The organism is Pseudoalteromonas sp. 68 DY56-GL68 (genome assembly GCF_041414825.1).
GTDB lineage: Bacteria > Pseudomonadota > Gammaproteobacteria > Enterobacterales > Alteromonadaceae > Pseudoalteromonas.
The window spans coordinates 96,867-115,275 of the sequence record NZ_JAOCZL010000024.1; the positions used below are offsets into that span (position 1 = coordinate 96,867).

19 protein-coding genes are annotated in these 18,409 nt (G+C 41.0%); 9 read left to right on the plus strand and 10 right to left on the minus strand.

Translation table 11 applies throughout. The annotated features are described in order from the left end of the window. Window position 1 precedes the first annotated feature (1 nt). The 4 genes from NYF15_RS19670 to lpxC all read left to right on the plus strand — a co-directional run bounded on the left by NYF15_RS19670 (window position 2) and on the right by lpxC (window position 4,293). Entirely contained in the window at window positions 2-781 is a 780-nt protein-coding gene (locus NYF15_RS19670; protein WP_130149401.1) for a cell division protein FtsQ/DivIB, read from the plus strand. After that, window positions 778-2,010 (plus strand): cell division protein FtsA, encoded by a 1,233-nt coding sequence (gene ftsA, locus NYF15_RS19675; protein ID WP_062568622.1) that lies wholly within the window; start codon window positions 778-780, stop codon window positions 2,008-2,010. Before NYF15_RS19670 ends, ftsA begins: the two co-directional genes overlap by 4 nt. A gap of 21 nt (window positions 2,011-2,031) precedes the next feature. Continuing rightward, window positions 2,032-3,279, plus strand: a complete 1,248-nt coding sequence (gene ftsZ, locus NYF15_RS19680) for a cell division protein FtsZ (RefSeq protein ID WP_130149402.1) — start codon at window positions 2,032-2,034, stop codon at window positions 3,277-3,279. A 102-nt stretch (window positions 3,280-3,381) separates the two neighbouring features. After that, entirely contained in the window at window positions 3,382-4,293 is a 912-nt protein-coding gene (gene lpxC, locus NYF15_RS19685; RefSeq protein WP_062568624.1) for a UDP-3-O-acyl-N-acetylglucosamine deacetylase, read from the plus strand. A 59-nt stretch (window positions 4,294-4,352) separates the two neighbouring features. Here the strand turns inward: lpxC and yjjG are convergent, their stop codons facing one another. Genes yjjG through NYF15_RS19700 form a run of 3 tightly spaced genes read right to left on the minus strand, consistent with a single transcriptional unit; the run spans window position 4,353 to window position 6,527 of the window. Then, a complete protein-coding gene (gene yjjG, locus NYF15_RS19690; protein WP_371354428.1) occupies window positions 4,353-5,027 on the minus strand; it encodes a pyrimidine 5'-nucleotidase in 675 nt (224 codons plus the stop codon). 11 nt (window positions 5,028-5,038) lie between these two features. Beyond that, window positions 5,039-5,578, minus strand: coding sequence for an inosine/xanthosine triphosphatase (yjjX, locus tag NYF15_RS19695; RefSeq protein ID WP_371354429.1), 540 nt, complete (start codon window positions 5,576-5,578; stop codon window positions 5,039-5,041). A 49-nt stretch (window positions 5,579-5,627) separates the two neighbouring features. After that, the gene (locus tag NYF15_RS19700) at window positions 5,628-6,527 is read right to left on the minus strand and encodes a phosphoribulokinase (protein WP_062568627.1); all 900 of its coding nucleotides are present in this window, start codon (window positions 6,525-6,527) and stop codon (window positions 5,628-5,630) included. A gap of 166 nt (window positions 6,528-6,693) precedes the next feature. Here NYF15_RS19700 and NYF15_RS19705 point away from each other — a divergent pair, with 166 nt between their 5' ends. Both NYF15_RS19705 and NYF15_RS19710 read left to right on the plus strand, forming a co-directional pair. After that, window positions 6,694-7,563, plus strand: a complete 870-nt coding sequence (locus tag NYF15_RS19705) for a hypothetical protein (RefSeq protein WP_371354430.1) — start codon at window positions 6,694-6,696, stop codon at window positions 7,561-7,563. 64 nt (window positions 7,564-7,627) lie between these two features. Then, complete coding sequence (locus NYF15_RS19710) at window positions 7,628-7,993, plus strand: hypothetical protein (protein ID WP_062568629.1); 366 nt, start codon at window positions 7,628-7,630, stop codon at window positions 7,991-7,993. A 41-nt stretch (window positions 7,994-8,034) separates the two neighbouring features. Here the strand turns inward: NYF15_RS19710 and NYF15_RS19715 are convergent, their stop codons facing one another. The 6 genes from NYF15_RS19715 to NYF15_RS19740 all read right to left on the minus strand — a co-directional run bounded on the left by NYF15_RS19715 (window position 8,035) and on the right by NYF15_RS19740 (window position 13,431). Continuing rightward, complete coding sequence (locus NYF15_RS19715; RefSeq protein ID WP_371354431.1) at window positions 8,035-10,605, minus strand: M1 family metallopeptidase; 2,571 nt, start codon at window positions 10,603-10,605, stop codon at window positions 8,035-8,037. A 112-nt stretch (window positions 10,606-10,717) separates the two neighbouring features. Next, on the minus strand, window positions 10,718-11,395 hold the full coding sequence (locus tag NYF15_RS19720; RefSeq protein WP_371354432.1) for a hypothetical protein: 678 nt from the start codon (window positions 11,393-11,395) through the stop codon (window positions 10,718-10,720). Between the two features lie 102 nt (window positions 11,396-11,497). Beyond that, on the minus strand, window positions 11,498-11,848 hold the full coding sequence (locus NYF15_RS19725; protein ID WP_062568632.1) for a DUF2750 domain-containing protein: 351 nt from the start codon (window positions 11,846-11,848) through the stop codon (window positions 11,498-11,500). Between the two features lie 16 nt (window positions 11,849-11,864). After that, window positions 11,865-12,443, minus strand: a complete 579-nt coding sequence (locus NYF15_RS19730; RefSeq protein WP_237120006.1) for a glutathione S-transferase family protein — start codon at window positions 12,441-12,443, stop codon at window positions 11,865-11,867. A 59-nt stretch (window positions 12,444-12,502) separates the two neighbouring features. Further along, on the minus strand, window positions 12,503-12,784 hold the full coding sequence (locus NYF15_RS19735) for a peptidylprolyl isomerase (protein ID WP_062568634.1): 282 nt from the start codon (window positions 12,782-12,784) through the stop codon (window positions 12,503-12,505). Between the two features lie 77 nt (window positions 12,785-12,861). Continuing rightward, the gene (locus tag NYF15_RS19740; RefSeq protein ID WP_130149410.1) at window positions 12,862-13,431 is read right to left on the minus strand and encodes a glutathione peroxidase; all 570 of its coding nucleotides are present in this window, start codon (window positions 13,429-13,431) and stop codon (window positions 12,862-12,864) included. Window positions 13,432-13,504: 73 nt separating this feature from the next. On the opposite strand from NYF15_RS19740, the gene NYF15_RS19745 reads away from it, so the two are divergent. The 3 genes from NYF15_RS19745 (at window position 13,505) to NYF15_RS19755 (ending at window position 17,244) form a co-directional block, all read left to right on the plus strand. Beyond that, window positions 13,505-13,996, plus strand: a complete 492-nt coding sequence (locus NYF15_RS19745; protein ID WP_371354433.1) for an N-acetyltransferase family protein — start codon at window positions 13,505-13,507, stop codon at window positions 13,994-13,996. A 143-nt stretch (window positions 13,997-14,139) separates the two neighbouring features. Beyond that, a complete protein-coding gene (locus NYF15_RS19750) occupies window positions 14,140-16,095 on the plus strand; it encodes an ATP-binding protein (protein WP_130149633.1) in 1,956 nt (651 codons plus the stop codon). Window positions 16,096-16,116: 21 nt separating this feature from the next. Beyond that, entirely contained in the window at window positions 16,117-17,244 is a 1,128-nt protein-coding gene (locus NYF15_RS19755; protein ID WP_130149412.1) for a PleD family two-component system response regulator, read from the plus strand. Between the two features lie 18 nt (window positions 17,245-17,262). Here NYF15_RS19755 and queG read toward each other — a convergent pair whose 3' ends face one another. Further along, on the minus strand, window positions 17,263-18,396 hold the full coding sequence (gene queG, locus NYF15_RS19760) for a tRNA epoxyqueuosine(34) reductase QueG (protein WP_371354519.1): 1,134 nt from the start codon (window positions 18,394-18,396) through the stop codon (window positions 17,263-17,265). Window positions 18,397-18,409: the final 13 nt, after the last annotated feature.

The window sequence follows — 18,409 nt, forward strand, 5'->3', positions numbered from 1 at the left end:
TATGCATCACTTTTTAGAAAAAGCACAACAGTTAAAGCAGCGGCTCAATTGGTCGTTGATCTTTGGCGTGAGCTTTTTTCTCATCGTGATTTTTAGTTTGGTTAAAATCACTACCGGTGTGTCAGATTGGTTGGTCGAAAATAAAGATGCGCAAATAAAGCATTTAGCTGTACAAGGTGAGCCTAAGTATACAGATGAAAAGGCAATTATTAGCGCAATAAAAAAAGCCGACTTATCGAGTTTTTTTGAATTGGATGTTAAACATGTGCAACGCTTAGTACAAAGTTTGCCTTGGGTGGCGACTGCATCGGTCAGAAAGCAGTGGCCAGACACCATTCAAGTGTATGTGGTTGAGCATGAAGCGGTTGCACATTGGAATGATGATTTATTGTTAAATCAGTCTGGTGAAGTGTTTCAAGCAAGCAGTGATAAATTACCAAGCACATTACCCAAGCTCTATGGCCCTGAGGGGAGTGAGATAGAAGCATGGACGGCATTTGGTCAATTTAAAGCGATGCTAAAAGTGAATAATTTAGAGCTAACAAGCCTCGCGCTTTCAGAGCGTTTTTCATGGCAGTTGTGGCTTGATAATGGCATTCGCCTTAATTTGGGGCGTAAAGAAAAAGCAAAGCGTGTACAACGTTTTATAGATGTGTATCCGCGCATGGAACAACGTGTAGATGCACAAATTGATGTTGTTGATTTACGGTACGATACCGGTCTTGCAGTGAGCTGGAAGCCACTGCAAGAGGAACAATTAGAAAATAAGAGTAAGGCATGACTAAGTCAGCAGAAAGAAACCTAGTGATTGGATTAGACGTTGGCACCTCAAAGGTAGTGGCCACCGTTGGTGAAATCACCGCAGATAATAAACTCAGCATTGTGGGTGTTGGCAGCCAAGTTTCGCATGGTATGGACAAAGGTGGCGTTAACGACCTTAACCTTGTTTCTGAATCGATTCGTCGCGCTATTGATGAAGCTGAACTAATGGCAGATTGCCGTATCAGCTCTGTTTATTTAGGTATTTCTGGTAAACATATTCAGTGTCAAAACGAAAGCGGCGTGGTTGCGATTAACAACACTGAAGTCACAGATGAAGATATTGAGAATGTGATTCACATTGCACGCTCAGTGCCTATTTCAGCTGAACGCAAAATGCTGCATGCGTTACCGCAAGAATACAGCATTGATATGCAAGAAGGGATTAAAAACCCATTAGGCATGAGTGGGGTACGTATGGAAGCGCGTGCGCACATCATTACTTGCTCAAATGACATGGCTAAAAACATAGAAAAATGTGTTGAGCGCTGTGGGTTAGAAGTTGATCAACTGATATTTACGGCATTAGCGTCATGCTATTCCGTTCTGACAGATGATGAAAAAGAGCTGGGCGTGGCTGTTATGGATATCGGTGGCGGAACGATGGATATCACCATTTATATTAATGGTGCACTTCGTCACTCAGCAGTTATTCCGGTTGCGGGCAATCAGGTGACTGGCGATATTGCAAAAATATTTAGAACACCTATATCGCATGCTGAATCACTCAAAGTACAATATGCGTGTGCAAGCAGCCAAATGGCAAGCAATGAAGACACCATTGAAGTGCCGAGTGTGGGTGGTCGACCTGCACGTATTATGTCGCGCCATACCTTATCTGAGGTAGTTGAGCCACGATTTAGAGAATTATTTGAGTTGGCAATGGAAGAAATACGCCGCTCAGGTTTAGAAGACCAAATTGCTGCCGGTCTTGTCATTACTGGCGGGACGGCAAAAATGACAGGTGCAATGGAAGTGGCAGAAGACATTTTCCAAATGCCTGTAAGAATTGGCAAACCAATTGGGATAGTTGGTTTGACAGATTATGTTGATGATCCTTCGTACGCAACCGCTGTTGGTTTGTTACAATACGGCCGTACAATGCAATCGATGAATGCACAAAAGTCGAAAGCAGAAGGTGATAATAATTGGTGGAACCGTATTACGAAGTGGTTCCAAGGTGAGTTTTAAGACTCAAGTCGGAGAGTAAAGATGTTTGATATAATGGAACAGCACAGCGAAGAAGCTGTCATTAAAGTAATTGGCGTGGGCGGTGGCGGCGGTAACGCTGTCGAGCACATGGTAAAACAACAAATTGAAGGTGTACGCTTCATTGCAGCGAATACGGATGCACAAGCACTGCGTAATTCATCAGCAGATGTCACTGTACAGCTAGGTACACAAATCACTTCTGGTTTAGGTGCTGGAGCCAACCCTGAAGTGGGTCGTAATTCAGCGGAAGAAGATGCTGAAACAATCCGTGCAAGCCTTGAAGGTGCTGACATGGTATTTATCGCAGCGGGCATGGGCGGTGGTACTGGTACCGGTGCGGCTCCTGTGGTTGCTAAAATTGCTAAAGAGTTAGGGATCTTAACTGTTGCAGTAGTAACACGCCCGTTTGACTTTGAAGGTAAAAAGCGTGCCGCAGCGGCTGAACAAGGTATTAATGAATTGTCAGAAACTGTTGATTCACTTATTACAATTCCGAACAATAAATTGCTTAAAGTTTTAGGCAAAGGCACTACACTATTAGATGCCTTCGCAAAAGCAAATGACGTGTTATTTGGTGCGGTTCAAGGTATTGCAGAATTAATCACACGCTCTGGTCTAATCAACGTGGATTTCGCCGACGTACGTACTGTTATGTCAGCGATGGGGACTGCGATGATGGGAACTGCGTCAGCGTCTGGTCCTGATCGTGCGCAAGAAGCAGCTGAAGCCGCTATTTCAAGCCCATTACTTGAAGATGTCGATTTAACAGGTGCTAAAGGCATTCTAGTTAATATCACAGCAGGTATGGATATTGCGATTGAAGAGTTTGAGATTGTTGGTAATCACGTTAAAGCGCTTGCGTCAGAAAACGCAACGGTGGTTGTCGGTGCGGTAATTGACCCTGAAATGAGTGATGAGTTACGCGTTACTGTCGTTGCAACTGGTTTAGGTGGCGAGCGTCGTCCACAGTTTGGTATTGTTGATAATGGCTTTAAAAAAGCATCGGGTTCAGATGTGCAAAGCACAACAAGCCAATCTACTAGCAGCATGTACGTGCCAAGCTTTGCAAGCCAAGGTAGTAGCGATGATGTAAGCGTGTCAGCAAGTGTTGATAAGCAAGAATCTGTGAAGCAAAGTACAGCAAGTAGTTCAGTATCAAGTAATACTGAAAGCAGTAAAAAGTCTGATAAGTCAGAGGGTGGCGATTATTTCGACATTCCAGCGTTTTTGAGAAAACAAGCTGACTAAGATTTTTTTACGGTATTTTGCCTGAAAAGTAAACAAATTTGGCAGTTGAGTGTATTTATGATACAATCCGCCGTCTAACTGTAACTATAAGTGAGCGAACCTATGATTAAACAGCGTACGATTGCAGAAGTAGTCAAAGCCATAGGAATTGGACTTCATAAAGGTGAGAAGGTCACTATTACTCTCCGACCTGCGAGCGCAAATACTGGGATTGTATTTCGTCGTGTGGACCTTGACCCGGTTGTTGATTTTGAAACAACACCTGAAGCCGTTGGCGATACGCAATTGTGTACCTGTTTAACAAATAAAGATGGTGTTCGCTTATCAACGACTGAGCACCTTATTGCTGCCGTTGCGGCAATGGGGATTGATAATCTAATTGTTGAATTAGATAGCTCAGAAGTGCCGATTATGGATGGTAGTGCATTACCATTCATCTACTTGTTACAAAAAGGCGGCATTAAAGAAGTAAATGCAGCTAAGCGCTTTATTCGTATTAAAGAAAAAGTACGTATTGAAGAAGGCGATAAGTGGGCTGAAATAGAACCCTATGATGGTTTTCACATCGACTTTGAAATTGCGTTTGATCACCCAGCGATCAATGAAAGCCGCCAACGTATCGGTTTAGATATTACTACGCAGAGCTTCACTGAAGAAATCAGCCGCGCACGTACTTTTGGCTTTATGAAAGATATCGAGTATATGCATGCTAATAACCTAGCATTAGGTGGTAGCATGGATAACGCAGTTGTTTTGGATGACTTTAAAGTACTAAATCCAAACGGCTTACGTTATAGCGATGAGTTTGTTAAACACAAAATCTTAGACTGTGTCGGCGACATGTTTATGACTGGCCACAACATTCTAGGTAAAATCACGGCTTATAAATCAGGCCATGATTTAAACAATAAACTACTTCGTAAAATTATGGCAACTGAGTCAGCATGGGAGTGGGCAACATTTGAGACCCCAGTGACTATGCCTGCACCTGGCCTAGAAGTAGCGACAGCTTAATCGCAAGCATATTACAGTTATAAAAAATGACGCTTTTAGCGTCATTTTTTTTGCCTTGCTTATAATCCAAGAATAACCTCAAGCTCTACTAACTGGTTGATTTGATAAGTTGGTTTAATATCTTCAGGTAATAGAACACCTGGGTGTTGCAACCAGCAAGTATCGATACCCACATTATAACCGCCTAAAATATCGCTGGCCGCTGTATCACCAACCATTAAGATTTGCTCTTTTGGCGGATTACCCATTAATTGAAACGTGTGCTGAAAAATTTCAGGAGCAGGCTTTGCTTTACCTACTAACTCTGAAATAACGAGCCAATCAAACATATCTTGTAAACCGGTATGCTCTAGGCGTTTTTGCTGTAATTTTGCAAAGCCATTAGTAATAATCCCCAGCTTTGCATGCGGCTTTAACTTTGCCAACAACTCAACAGCACCAGGCAGTGGCACACAAATTGATGCCATCGCATCTAAAAAGCCATCGTTAAGAGTTTTAGCGGGAATATTGAGCTTGTTAGCCCACTGGGTAAAACGTGTTATTTGTAGCTCACTGGCAGTGATCTCATGCTTTTGATAGGCAACCCAAAGAGGTTTATTAGTGGCTTGGTAATGCTGATAGTCTGCATCAGTAAATTCTACGCCATAATTGGCGAACATCACCTTTAACCCTTCAAATGCATTAAAACTGAATAGGGTTTCATCGGCATCGAATAATACGTGGCTATACTTCATGGTTATCCTAACTACTGATTAAATAAGCTCGGGTGTAAAAATGGCGCCATTGCGAGTGTAAGCGCTTGTGTATAGGTGCTTTCACGGGTAGCAAGGTGATTGGTTAATAAGCCAATAGCGCCCCCTTGTTGTTTGATATTAACGGTATTGAACGCATCATCCATGACGTCACCCAGTTCTTTACCGGCCAGTAAGGCATCGTAAAAAGGTTGCGGTAAGGGGAGGTTACTACTGCGACCAACACTAAATTGTTGTTTATTTGCAATAACCACAAATGCAAAGGTTGCTGCACCATAACTAAACTGTTCTGCGCCACCTTCCATTGCTGCATAAAAGTCGGCGTCAAAGTGAGCTTGGCAATACTTAACACGATTTTCAGCACCTATGCGGGTCTCATTTTCACCTAGCGGCTGATCAGGCACGCCAGATGGCGCATGTTCACCTTTGTATTCAATGATATGGTCTGGGAAATAAAGACTAAAGACATGTTTAGCTGCGTTAATTTTAACAGGGTTCTTTGAACCGACAATAACACGTAATGTTTCTTTCAAGCTGACGACTCCATCATTCCTAGTTAAGTCAGCAGTGTACCCGAGTGATTTAAATCGGCAAGTCAACTGGGGCTAAATTTTCCAGCGCACGTTTTTTCAAAATGATGTCTTTGATTAGCGGTGTTAAAACAAGTTCCATTGCTAAGCCCATTTTCCCACCTGGTACAACGAGGGTGTTTATACGTGACATAAAACTACCTTCAATCATGCGTAGATAATATGGAAAATCTACATCTTCAATGCCACGAAAACGGATAACAACAAAGCTTTCGTCTAGTGACGGAATATCTTTAGCGCTAAATGGGTTTGAAGTATCAACCGTTGGCACGCGCTGGAAGTTAATATGAGTACGTGAGAATTGTGGCGTAATGTGGTTGATGTAGTCGTCCATACTGCGCACAATTGAGCCCATGACAGCCTCGCGAGAGTGGCCTCGTTCTGAGGTATCACGGATTAGTTTTTGGATCCATTCAAGGTTGATGATAGGCACCATGCCAATAAGCAAATCAACATGCTTGGCTACATCATGGTCTTGGTCAACTGCACCACCATGTAAGCCTTCATAAAAGAGGATATCGGTATTGGCTTCTAGGTCTTGCCAAGGAGTAAAGGTTCCTGGCAACTGGTTGTAAGGAACGGCTTCATCAAAAGTGTGCAAGTAGCGTCTAATTTTTCCTTGGCCAGTTTCACCATATTGGTAGAATAATTCTTCGAGTGCACCAAAGTCGTTAGCTTCACGACCAAAATAGCTTATGTGCTTGCCCTCTTGCTGTGCTTCACGAACTTTTTTATCCATTTCAGGACGCGTATAACGATGAAAGCTATCACCCTCGATAAAGGCCGCATCAATATTTAAGCTTCTAAAGATATGCTTAATGGCATTCGTGGTGGTGGTTGTGCCTGCACCAGATGAGCCGGTAATTGCGATAATTGGGTGTTTAGCTGACATAATTGTTCTCGTTATTAGTGAAGTCGTGTTATTTGCTCAAGCACTCAGTTAAAGTAACAAAAAACAAACACGCCTTAGTTATAAAGGTCGAGTATAGTAAGGTCAAGTGACTGGCCAATTAAATAACGCTATCATGAGCGAATAAAAATTAAAACGAGAGAGCAACATGAAATTAATTTCGCCTTTATTTTTTGTACTGACAAGTACATTTTTATCAAGTGCAGTGGATGCTGCGATGCCGAAAAGCGAAATATTATTAGCCGATCTTGATACACCTTATGGCATGAAGGTGTCTCGTATTACCGATGATACAAGCTATAACAATCAACCATTTTTGATTGACCAAGGTGTTTATTATACCCATGAAGTAATTGCTGAGCAGGGGCAATCACAAACTGACTTGTATTACTTTGATTTTGCCAGTCAAAGTGCCTTTAACCTAACCAATTCTCCTGTTAGTGAATATTCACCTACTCTAATGCCTGACAAACAGGCTTTATCAGCCATCGTGGTGGAAAAGGATGGTAAGCAAAAATTGTGGCAATACCCTTTAAAATCAGACCAACAAGCGAGTCGTATTTTTGAATGGATTGAGCCTGTTGGCTACCATGCTTGGGGAGCCGACAATGATCTTGTTATGTTTATTTTGGGGGAACCACATACCTTACAATACACATCACTCGCTGCTGCTAAACCTCAAGTTATTGCCGGTGATATTGGTCGTACACTTATTTTTGATAAACACACAAACAGCTTTTTGTTTAGTTACAAAAAAGATAACCAGCATTGGTTGGCGCGCTTTTCACCTAAAACGAATGAAGTTGCTGATTTATTCCGGTTACCTGAAGCAGTACAAGATTTTACATTAGTGAATCAGCACACCGTGGCGTATGCAGTTCAAAGCCGTATTTATAAACGTGATTTGACTGATGCAGGGGGGGTATCGCAGTGGCTTGATTTAGGTCGTTATTGTGAAACCTCAATTACACGCTTAAGTTATCATAATCGTAAGCTTGCATTTGTGTGTAATAAATAAGTAACGATTTTCAACAGATTACTGTACTGTATTTATTATTGATCATTTTTAACAAGGCGCGCACTTGTCTTTATCTGCAGCACAACTTAGTGAACAGCTTATAAAATTAGGCTGTCGTAGTAACTTTAAAATAAAAAATATTAACGAGTTCATGCTTGCTCACTCCAAAGAGGCGTTTTATGTGCATGAGCAAAGTGGCCAGGCTAAATTAATTATAAGGCCTGCTTTTGAAGTGTTTAGCGCTGATTTTGAAGCTTTGGAGGGTATCTCTAGAGTTAAAGATTACTTTCATAGTAGTGAAATGACACGTTTCCCTACGCGGATTTATAAAAGTGCTCAGCCCATTCATTATGGCGTTGCTTTTAAAGTGACAACCACTCAAGCCGTTGAGCTATTTATTAAGCGGTTAAGTGCTATTTTAGCACAATGAAAAGGGCCACATATGTGGCCCTTATTTAATGTGGTTGGTTGTTAGCGTTTAAGAAAACTATTCACTGAGCTTAGCTCACGTTTCTTAAGTGCGATACAATCATTCACTCCTTCCTCTAACTTGCTCAAAGTGCGAGCATAGCCAGGTTGTTCAGTAATTTTATCTGTAAAGAAGGTTTTTGTTTTTTCTAGGCTTTTCGCATCACAGTTTGCGGTTGTGAAGAACGGCAAGTTTGGAACAAAGAAAGGCGGTAAGCTCTTAGTGATAGCATCGTAATTTTTGTAGATCCAATCAATGAACAATGCTTGGCGTTCTTTACCATAGCTTAGGCCACCTAATAGTGTTCGCATATCTGAGGCCGTTACTTCATCTGTTAGGCTATAATCTAATACCGCTTTTTGTAGCTCAGGCTTTCCGAAATACCCCATCGCAGCTAGCATCTTAGTACGTACTTGCGGGTCTTTGGTTGTTTTAAAGGTTTGCTTGTACTTTTCAAGGAGCTTTGTATCGCCGTGATAGGCTGCCAAATTTAGGTAGGTTGAAGCTAAATATGGGTCAACATTTTCAGGGTTATTCAAATAAAGCGCTGCTTGTGCTTTTGCTGTATCAATCACTTTTTGATCTTCGCCATCAAAACCTAAACGGCTAATAACCTGTGCGCGTAACTGTGATACAGCAGCATCTTCATTCACTTTTGCTGTTAGACCGTATTGCTTCGCCGCTGGTGCAATGCTGTTACGGATAAATTTAGGCCATAAATCACGGTTGCTGTCATCTTCAAATACACGTTTTTGCGACGCTAAATAACCAAGGGCTGTATTAGCAACAAGCGGGTGCGCATCGCTTACGAATGCTTCAAGAGTTTGCATTAGATTGGCAGCAGAAATAACGCCTGCATCTAATAGGGAGTCTACCGCCGAAAGAAGCGCTAGGCGCTCTCGCACGGTTAGCTTATCCGCTGCGTTGTCGAGTAGGGCACTAAACTGTGCGTCATCTAATAGCCAGCGGTAATAACCCATGGCGCCTTGATCTGGATAAATCCACTCAGGTTCAAAATCGAGGGTTAGCTGTTGTGTCTCTTTGTTCAGTAATATATTGGCTGTTTCAACTTTATCGCCTGCACCATATTTAATTGCAACCGGAACATTCCACAGTTGTGCTGGCGCATCAACACCGGCATTCACAAAGCGGCTTTGGCTAACATTAATTTTCTTACCGTCTTGGGTTACTTTGATAAGTGGGAAAGATGATTGTTCGATAAACGATTTTAGTACACTTGCAACGTCTTTATTCGAGGCTTCGCCTAATGCTTGCCAAAGGTCTGCTGCTTCTGCATTTTTATATGAGAACTTCTTCAAGTAAGCTTGAATACCTTGCTGGAATGCTTCTTCGCCAATCCAGTTCTCCACCATTGAAAGCACCGCACTGCCTTTACTGTAAGCAAGGCCAAGGCCATCCATGATGTCAGCTTCAGTTTTTATTGGCTTACGAATAGGCTTAGTACTTAAGCGTGCATCGAGTGCCATTACATGGTTTTGTGGTAAGTCTAGGTGTGACTCAAACTCAGGGTTGATTTGTGCGGTGATTTTAGCAGCCATCCAGCTTGCAAACGCTTCGTTTAACCATAAATCATTCCACCATTTCATGGTGACTAGGTTACCGTACCATTGGTGAGCTAATTCATGGGCAATGATTGATACATTGCGCTCTTTTTTACTACGTGTTGCAGTGGCAAGGTCGACCAGAAGAATATCTTCACGGTAAGTAACAAGGCCTGCATTTTCCATCGCGCCAAATGGGAATTCTGGTACTGCAACTGAATCCAGTTTTTTATAAACGTATGGGATGCCAAAGTAATCTTCCAGTGCTTTTAATACGCGCGGCATGTTTTCTTTTGCGTAATCAGCAAGGTGAATTTTACCTTGCGGTGTCAGTACACGACCAGGAATTGGCATGCCTTTAATTTCAAGCTCTTCAAATGGGCCTACAGCCATTGCTACTAAGTAAGAAGGAATAGGCGGCGTTTTATCAAAAAAGTGTGTTGTCATCTCGCCATCAACCTTGGTTTTTAATACTGGTGTGTTGGCATACACTTTTTGAGATGTTGGCGCTGTGATTGTTAGCTGGAATGGAATTTTATAACTCGGCTCGTCAAATACAGGGAATGCACGGCGGGCATCGCTCATTTCAAATTGAGTAAATAGGTAAGGTGTACCCTGATCAAGCGTTTTATATAAACCGACACTTTGACGGTTGTAAGGTGCTGTAAAATCAATTTTTAAAGTGTATTTACCAGGCTGAATTTTTTCATCACAGGTGAATTTAACTTTACCTGTTTTTAGCATTTCAGCACTGAGGTCGCAGTTCTCTGCACCTAAAATCTTGGCCATACTCACAGCGTAATCAATACCGTTTAGTTCGATATAATTCGTTGCTTTAAGTACTTCAAGGGCAATGTCGGTATGACCAGAAAAATTGTCTTTTGCAGGATCAAGCGTAAGTTTTACTTGTTGTGAGCTAGGCTTGGCAAGCTTTTCGATAACATATTCATTGGCATGGGCTGAGCTAACAGCAAGTGCAACACTCACTGTTAATAGGCTTTTTAAGAACATAAGTATCCCTGATTTTTTGTTGTTAGAAAGGCACCTGCTATGAGGGGCGAAATACCATGCTATCAGGTTTTAATTTGAACAGTAATAAATAGTTAGTAACAAAGTTTGTCAGCTAATGATGGCGGTCGATGAAGCGTTGCCAATGTAGTTGCGGGTTGATTTGTCGCACATTTTGTAGCACGGTGTTTAATAGTGGCATATCCGTAAAACGTTGCTCGTTGAAATCTTTAAAACCAAGTAAGTAGTTAAAGGCATCTTTGCTGTTTGCTTGCAGTGCATGAATACGAATTTGTTGTTCAAAGTTGAGCCGTAAGCTACTAATCGCCGTTTTCATTCCTTGTTGGTCAACACTGGGAATAGCACATTTTTGTAAATAACCAGCACGTTCACCTTCACCGGAAAACCAAATGCGTACTTTTTCGCTATAGCGGCCTGACTTAGGCGGTAAATCAAACATTAACCGTTGTTGGTTTTGTTCGCTTAAAAAATTTAAGTATTGATCAAGTCCTGCATTAAGTAATGCATTGTGGATGGGTACATAGCGTGGTTTTATCTTACCATGAGTGTGAAAATCAAAGCAGCGAACACCATCACAAGTGATAATGTTATCAAGGGTTAAATGACCAATTTCATCGCTGTAGGCACCGGTGTAATAAGCAAACAAAGGCAGCCAAAAGTGCCAGTGTTTTGCTTGCTCACGAGGAAGGCGTTGATCACTGTAAATGTAACCGTTATACAGGGTATGCAATTCCATGGCCGAAAAGGGCCGGCGACCGAGATGGGACTTCAACCTAATACCTTGATAATAAAGACGCTTTAAAGAGTATACCTGAACAACGTTTAGTTTCCAGCCTAACGGCACTACGATAGTGAAGGTAGTGCCGTGATAGGGTTAGTCACAAAGCGCTTTGGCAAGTCCCACAGGCTCGATTTCTACACATACTTGGTCATCATTCCAGTTTAAACCAACCAGTGCATCATCTTCGTTTAGGTCTTCAACCCATTCATCAAGAAACTCGTCTAAGCCAATTTCAACTGGCGTATAGTCTTGCCATTCGTCTTTGCATTGTGCTTTGGCGGCGTCTTCGGTGCCCCAAAGTAATAAGACATCAGTGTCGCTAAATTGGTTTGACTCACAGACAACAAAACCACCATCTTCGGCACCGAGTGCCCACATTGTCTCGTTGAGACGAACTTTTTCAACGAAGCTTACTAATTCTGATTCAATTTCGATATCGCTCATTTGCCTAACCCTTATCTTATTTTCGTGGATCTGTTTGTTGTACCGCCGCTTTATCGGCGAATTCATGATAAAAACCAACTAACTTTTCTAGTTGGCTAAAATCAGTTAATTCGCGGAAGCGGATCCAATCTAGCAAGCAGTATAAACTGATGTTGAGGTATTCACAGCTTTTAAATACTGGCTCAGATAAATGATTATTTAAATAGGTTAATGTTTCAGCAATTCGTTCATTCTGTAAATTAAAAAACAGTTTGTCAGTGTGTGTATCGAACCCTGAGCGTTGGCATAGTAGCATTTCTACTAATGAGTCATTACAGGCATTAATGATGGTAAGAAAGTTCTCTTGTCGCCAACTCAACAGTGGCTGATTTGTTTTTTCGAGTAGGTAGCGAATAATTGAATTTGAATCGTATAAGCTAAAGCCATTATCAATAAGGATAGGAATTTTTCTTGCAGGGCTATGAGCTATCATCGTCTGCCTATCTTGCTCAGAAAATATATCTAAATTTTTAAATACTAAAGCAAGTCCATTTAAGTCAGCCCATATTCGAATACGTCTAACAAAGGGAGAAGTTGTTGAACCAAGTAATTCCATGGTGATCTCCTGTCGAAAAAAAAAAGCCGCTGTTAGCGGCTCATTTATTAGTATTTATATCAATCTGTACGACTGGTGACTTCAAGTAAGTGATAACCGAACTGAGTCTGAACAGGGCCTTGTACTTGATTTACTGGAGCTGAGAATACCACTTTATCGAATTCTGGCACCATCATCCCAGGTCCAAACTCACCTAATGCACCGCCATCTTGACCTGATGGGCAATTTGAGTGAGCTCGTGCAAGATCTGCAAAGTCTGCACCTTGTTCTATTTGCTGTTTTAAGTCTAAACAGTGTGCTTCACTGTCTACTAAGATATGCCTCGCGCTGGCTACTGCCATAATTACTCCCCACAATGTGTGTTTTTATAAATTAAATGAATAGTCTAGTTCAATATTTAACGAACGAACAATTAAATTTATTGTGTAGCTAGCTCTGTTTCTATAGCTTTGCGCAATTTCTCTGATTGCGGTTTAGTTTTGCTGTTAAAGCGCGTCACCGTTTTTCTGTCGGCGGAAACGAGATACTTATAAAAATTCCAGTTTGGTGAGCTAGTTACCTTATTTAAATGTTGGAATACAGGGTTTGCGCCGCTGCCTCTCACTTCACTGGTCGCGAACATGTTGAATGTGACTCCGTAGTTTATGAAACATACATCGGCAGTCTCTTTTTCATCATCTTCTTCTTGGAAAAAATCATCAGACGGAAAACCCAAAATAACTAAGCCTTGGTCTTTATATTCTTTGTTTAGTGCTTCTAAGCCCTCAAACTGCGGGGTGAAACCACAGTTGCTTGCGGTATTAACGATTAGCAATGGTTTGTCTTTAAATTGGCATAGGTTTATCGTTTCTTTGGAACGAAGCTTCCGTAATTCAACATTAGTGAAATCATCACATTGTGTTTGTGTTGTGTTTGATGATGCGGGCGTTTGAGCTGCAACCTGAGTGGTTAAAAGAGTTGCACTAAGTAACAAAGCAAATTTATACATGGTTATTTCCTGCTAGTTTTTCCAATCGAATATACGCTAATATGCGCAAAAGTGATCACCAAATATTCGTTTTATGACTATTCGTACAGCAACCTATGATGATTTAGCGACAATCGTCGCAATCTATAATGAAACAATCCCAGGACGTATGGTAACAGCAGATACCGAAGAGGTAACTGTTGCAGATAAAGAAGCATGGTTCTTATCCCATTCTATTAATCGGCCTATTTTCGTATATGAACAAGAAGGGAAGGTTTTAGCATGGATAAGTTACAAGTCTTTTTATGGACGACCCGCTTACGATGGCACTGTTGAAGTGAGCATTTATATTACCGCAAGTGCACAAGGAAAAGGGCTAGGAAAACAATTGCTGACATTCGCAGAGACCCATGCCAGCACACTTAAAATAAAAGTACTTTTGGCATTTATTTTTAGTCATAACCTACCGAGTATTAAGCTCTTTAATTTATTTAACTATAAAGTGTGGGGTGAATTGCCGAATGTGGCAATTATGGATGAAAAGCCTTACAGCTTAACTATTTTGGGAAAACATTTAGATTCATAGTTTGTTCATAAACTAATAAAAAAATACGGTGTAAATTGTGCTGCATCGTTTTTTTTCGACTACGCTAATTAAGTAACATGATTAAGTGGGCGTAGTGTAAAGTGCGAAAGATATTAATTGTTGATAGTAATAGTGTTTTAGCAATGCGAGTCAAGGTGTTACTTGAGCTCATAGGTTGTAGGGTTGAGCTGATACACTTTTCAATGGTTGATAATGCTGTTTTAACTCAACAGTTTGATCTTGTTGCTGCTTCACATGGTGTACCAACAGATACTATCAAGAAGCTAATGGAAGTGTTTTCTCAAGAGCACCTTTTACTTTTGGCCCCTAAAGCACAGCGCAGTGATTTACTTGAACACTTTAGTGAGATTAATCGTTTGCTGCCCAATGCGGTGGTCATATACCCTTTCTTTGCCAACAAAGAGATCAGCGCTCTATTAGAAGGCGTGCTTGAACTTGATTCCGATAATATCTTAAAACTTCCTACGGTTTTACTTGTTGATCACTGCCCTGAGCGATTAAATAAGATCGCGCACAATTTAAAAGGTGCACATATTAAAACCTTCACCGCAGAAAATATATTCTCAGCGGTAGAGTTGGTGAACCAGCACACAATTGATTTATTAATTAGTGATTTTACCTTTGAGGATGGTACCGGTCTTGAGCTATTTAATAAATTCAAAACATTGCAACCTAATTGCCGCTGTTTACTTTATACCTCTAAGCCCGATCAAGTCTCCATGGTTGCTGCTATTCGCCAAGGTGTTGAAGATGTTCTAATTAAGCCCATAGATGACAATAGCTTACTGCAATCGGTTCATAAGCTTTGGCAAACTGAGCTACTAAAACGTCATAATGCAGAGTTAGTAGAGCGTTTACAAAACACGGTTGATGCACTCATTGAAAAAGACAGTCTTTTACGTGTTATTTTTAAGCACACACCCGATGCGATAATTCTATTTGATCGAAACGGTAAAATTATTGAGACCAATGATGCCTGTGAGTCGTTATTTGAGAAATCATTAAAAGAGTTTGAAAATTGCTCGGTGTATGACTTTTTTGACTTAGCCTCGACTAAACGTATAAAAGATAAAGTCAGTACACTTAATAAGAATCGACAATTTAGTTGTGATTTAAAGCTACTAAAGAAAAATGGTGCATCGGTTCCATTGGTAGGCTCGTTCAATGAAATTGACCATCACGGTGAAATAGCACTTGCTGTCATCTTTAAGAATGTTACGCACCTTAAGGAAAAAGAAGAGTTACTTCTTGAAGCAAAAGACACCCTAGAAGAAGAAGTTAAAGCACGCACAGCCCAGTTAGAGCACGCAAAAAATGTCGCTGAAGCTGCCAATCACAGTAAGTCAGAGTTTTTAGCTAATATGTCTCACGAGCTAAGAACACCTATGCATTCTATTCTTAGCTTCGCACGTTTTGGCTTAGAAAAGGTAGCCAATGATGATCTCAGTAAAGAGAAACTTAATAAGTATTTATCACGAATAGAGCAAAGTGGTGAACGGTTACTTTCTTTACTCAATAACTTGCTCGACCTATCTAAGCTTGATGTTGGTAAATTTCCTTTTAATCCGCAGAAGCATAGCCTGATGAATATCATAAAAACCAGTATTGATGATGTCTCGGGTACAGCGCTTGAACGTAATATCACTATTAAATTAATTGCGCCTAATCCAAACATCACACTTGAGTGTGATGAAGAGCAAATTAATCAAATTATGCGTAACTTACTTGGCAATGCGCTTAAATTTAGTGAACCCAATAGCGATATAGACATAAAGCTGGCGCTAAGCAATGGGTCGGCTGAAATTGCAGTTGTTGATCGTGGCATAGGTATACCTGACGATGAATTAGAAAAAGTATTCGCAAAGTTTGAACAAAGCAGTAAAACCAATAGCGGTGCAGGAGGCACAGGACTCGGTTTAGCGATTTGCCGTGAGTTTGTTTTGCTACATCAAGGCACTATTGTAGCAAGTAACAACGAATACGGTGGTGCCACTATTTTAGTGACCCTGCCTTTAGAAATTGACTTTCCTCAGCATTTAACAAATGAAGAGCGAGTGCAAAGTAATTATGAAGCTTAATTTAAAATGGAAGAGGGTGAGATGGCCTTAAAACGAATTTTAGCAGTTGATGATGAGCCTTTTAATTTAGAGATCATTGAAGAGATTTTAGAAGAGCTCGATTTTGAATTAAAAATGGTTAACAGTGGTCCCGAATGCTTAGCTGTAGTTGAAGAGTTTGACCCACAAGTTATTTTACTTGATGTAAGTATGCCGCAAATGAGTGGTTATGAGGTATGCCGAAAGCTTAAAGAAAATCCAAACACAGCAAACATTATTGTTATGTTTGTATCGGCAAGAGGCACAGTTGAAGAGCGTATGGAGGGATATTCGGTTGGTGCCGAAGATTATATTGTGAAGCCATTTGGGCATGAAGAATTAAAACTGAAGCTTCAGCATCTACACCAAGTACTCATTGAAAAAGAGTCCTTAGAACAACAAGTCGAGGATGCAACATCGACAGCGTTTAATGCGATGGCAAATAGCAGTGAGATGGGGCAAATTGTTAATTATATTGAACATATTGGTTCTATTGATAATGAACAAGAGCTAGGAAAGGCATTGCTCCATTGTTTAAGCTCATTCGATTTACAAAGCAATGTTGAGTTTCGTCTTGACTCAGGAGTAGAGCATTTTTCTGTAACAGGGATATGCTCACCTATTGTGGTTGAACTGTTTGAAATGCTAAAAAATAAAGGCCGCTTACATGAGTTTTCTAGCCGAATTTTAGTGAACTATGAAATGATCAGTTTATTGATCCTCAATATGCCTGAACAAGACCCTGATAAGCATGGTCGAATTCGAGATCATATTTGCTTTTTGGTGAGTGTTACCGAGCAACAGCTTAAAGCGATTATTACTAAAAAAGAGCTTATTCGTCAGCAACAGCAATTAAATGATGCGGTGGGTAAAGTACATAGTAAGTTTCGTGGCTTAATTGAGCTGTTAAATGATAACCGTCTCAATAACGAAGCTGTTTTTAAACAACTACAGGAAGACCTTGAACAGCGAATACCAACAATGGGGCTTGATGAAGACCAAGAGGTTTTCATTTATCAAAAAGTTGATGAAACGATTCAAAATTCAGTTGCACGTGAAGAGTCAGTACAAGGTGTTAAAGCGGCATTTAAAGAAATTGAAGACGATTTATCCTTGTTACTCAAAAGCTAACATTTATGAGGTAACGCGCTAAGCGTCTCGTGGTAAGCCTTTTTCTACAATACGGATAAGTCGTGCTGTTTTACGTAACTGTTGTTGGCGCTTATGGGTCTGTTGCTCAAGCGCCCATTCAATATGCTCTTTTACAAGTGGAGTTGCGCTTTTAAGCGCATCGCTCAATGTTGCCACTATTTCTTCGTTATATTCAGCATTACCCAAGCCGACAGCGAGATTTCTCTGCCATCGCTGGTGGCCTATTCGTCGGATAGGACTACCTTCTGTATTTTTTAAAAATGTTGGTTCATCCCAAGCAAAAAGAGTTAAGAGGTCTTGATCTTTTAATTGCTTTCGCGGGTGAAAATCAGCTTCATCCGTTATTTGACCATAACGATTCCATGGGCAGACGAGCTGGCAATCGTCACAACCGTACACCCGATTACCGAGTAAAGGACGATACTCTTCAGGGATCGCGCCTTGTAGCTCGATTGTTAAGTATGAAATACATTTACGAGCATCCACTACATAAGGCTCTACAATCGCGCCTGTAGGGCATAACGTCATACAAGCAACACATTTACCACAGCCTTCAAAGGTGTTTTCCTCGTCGATAGGCAGTGGAATATCAACAAATAACTCACCTAAAAAAAACCAAGAGCCTGCCTCTTTATTGATTAACAGACTATGCTTACCTCGCCAACCTAAGCCTGCTTTTTCAGCAAGTTGCCTTTCAAGTACAGGCGCAGAGTCGACAAATGGGCGAAACCCTAGCTCGCCAACATGCTGCTCAATCTTTTGGCCGAGTTTTTTTAGACGATTACGAAGTAGCTTGTGATAGTCCCGACCCAAGGCATAACGGCTGATGTACGCTTTGTTTGTTTGCTTTAAGTTTTTTGCAAAGCTGGCATCGGGGGGCAGGTAATTCATCTTAACTGAGATGACCCTTTGTGTACCTGGGACTAATTCAGCAGGGCGAGCACGCTTCATACCGTGGGCAGCCATGTACTCCATCTCACCATGATAGCCTTTATCTAGCCAGCGCTGAAGCTGTGCTTCATGCTTAGTGAGATCGATATCGGTGATCCCCACTTCGGCAAAACCAAGGTCTTTACCCCATTGTTTAATTTGCAAAGCGAGTTGTTGGTAATCGGTAGTAGGAGTTGTCACATTCAATAAAAAA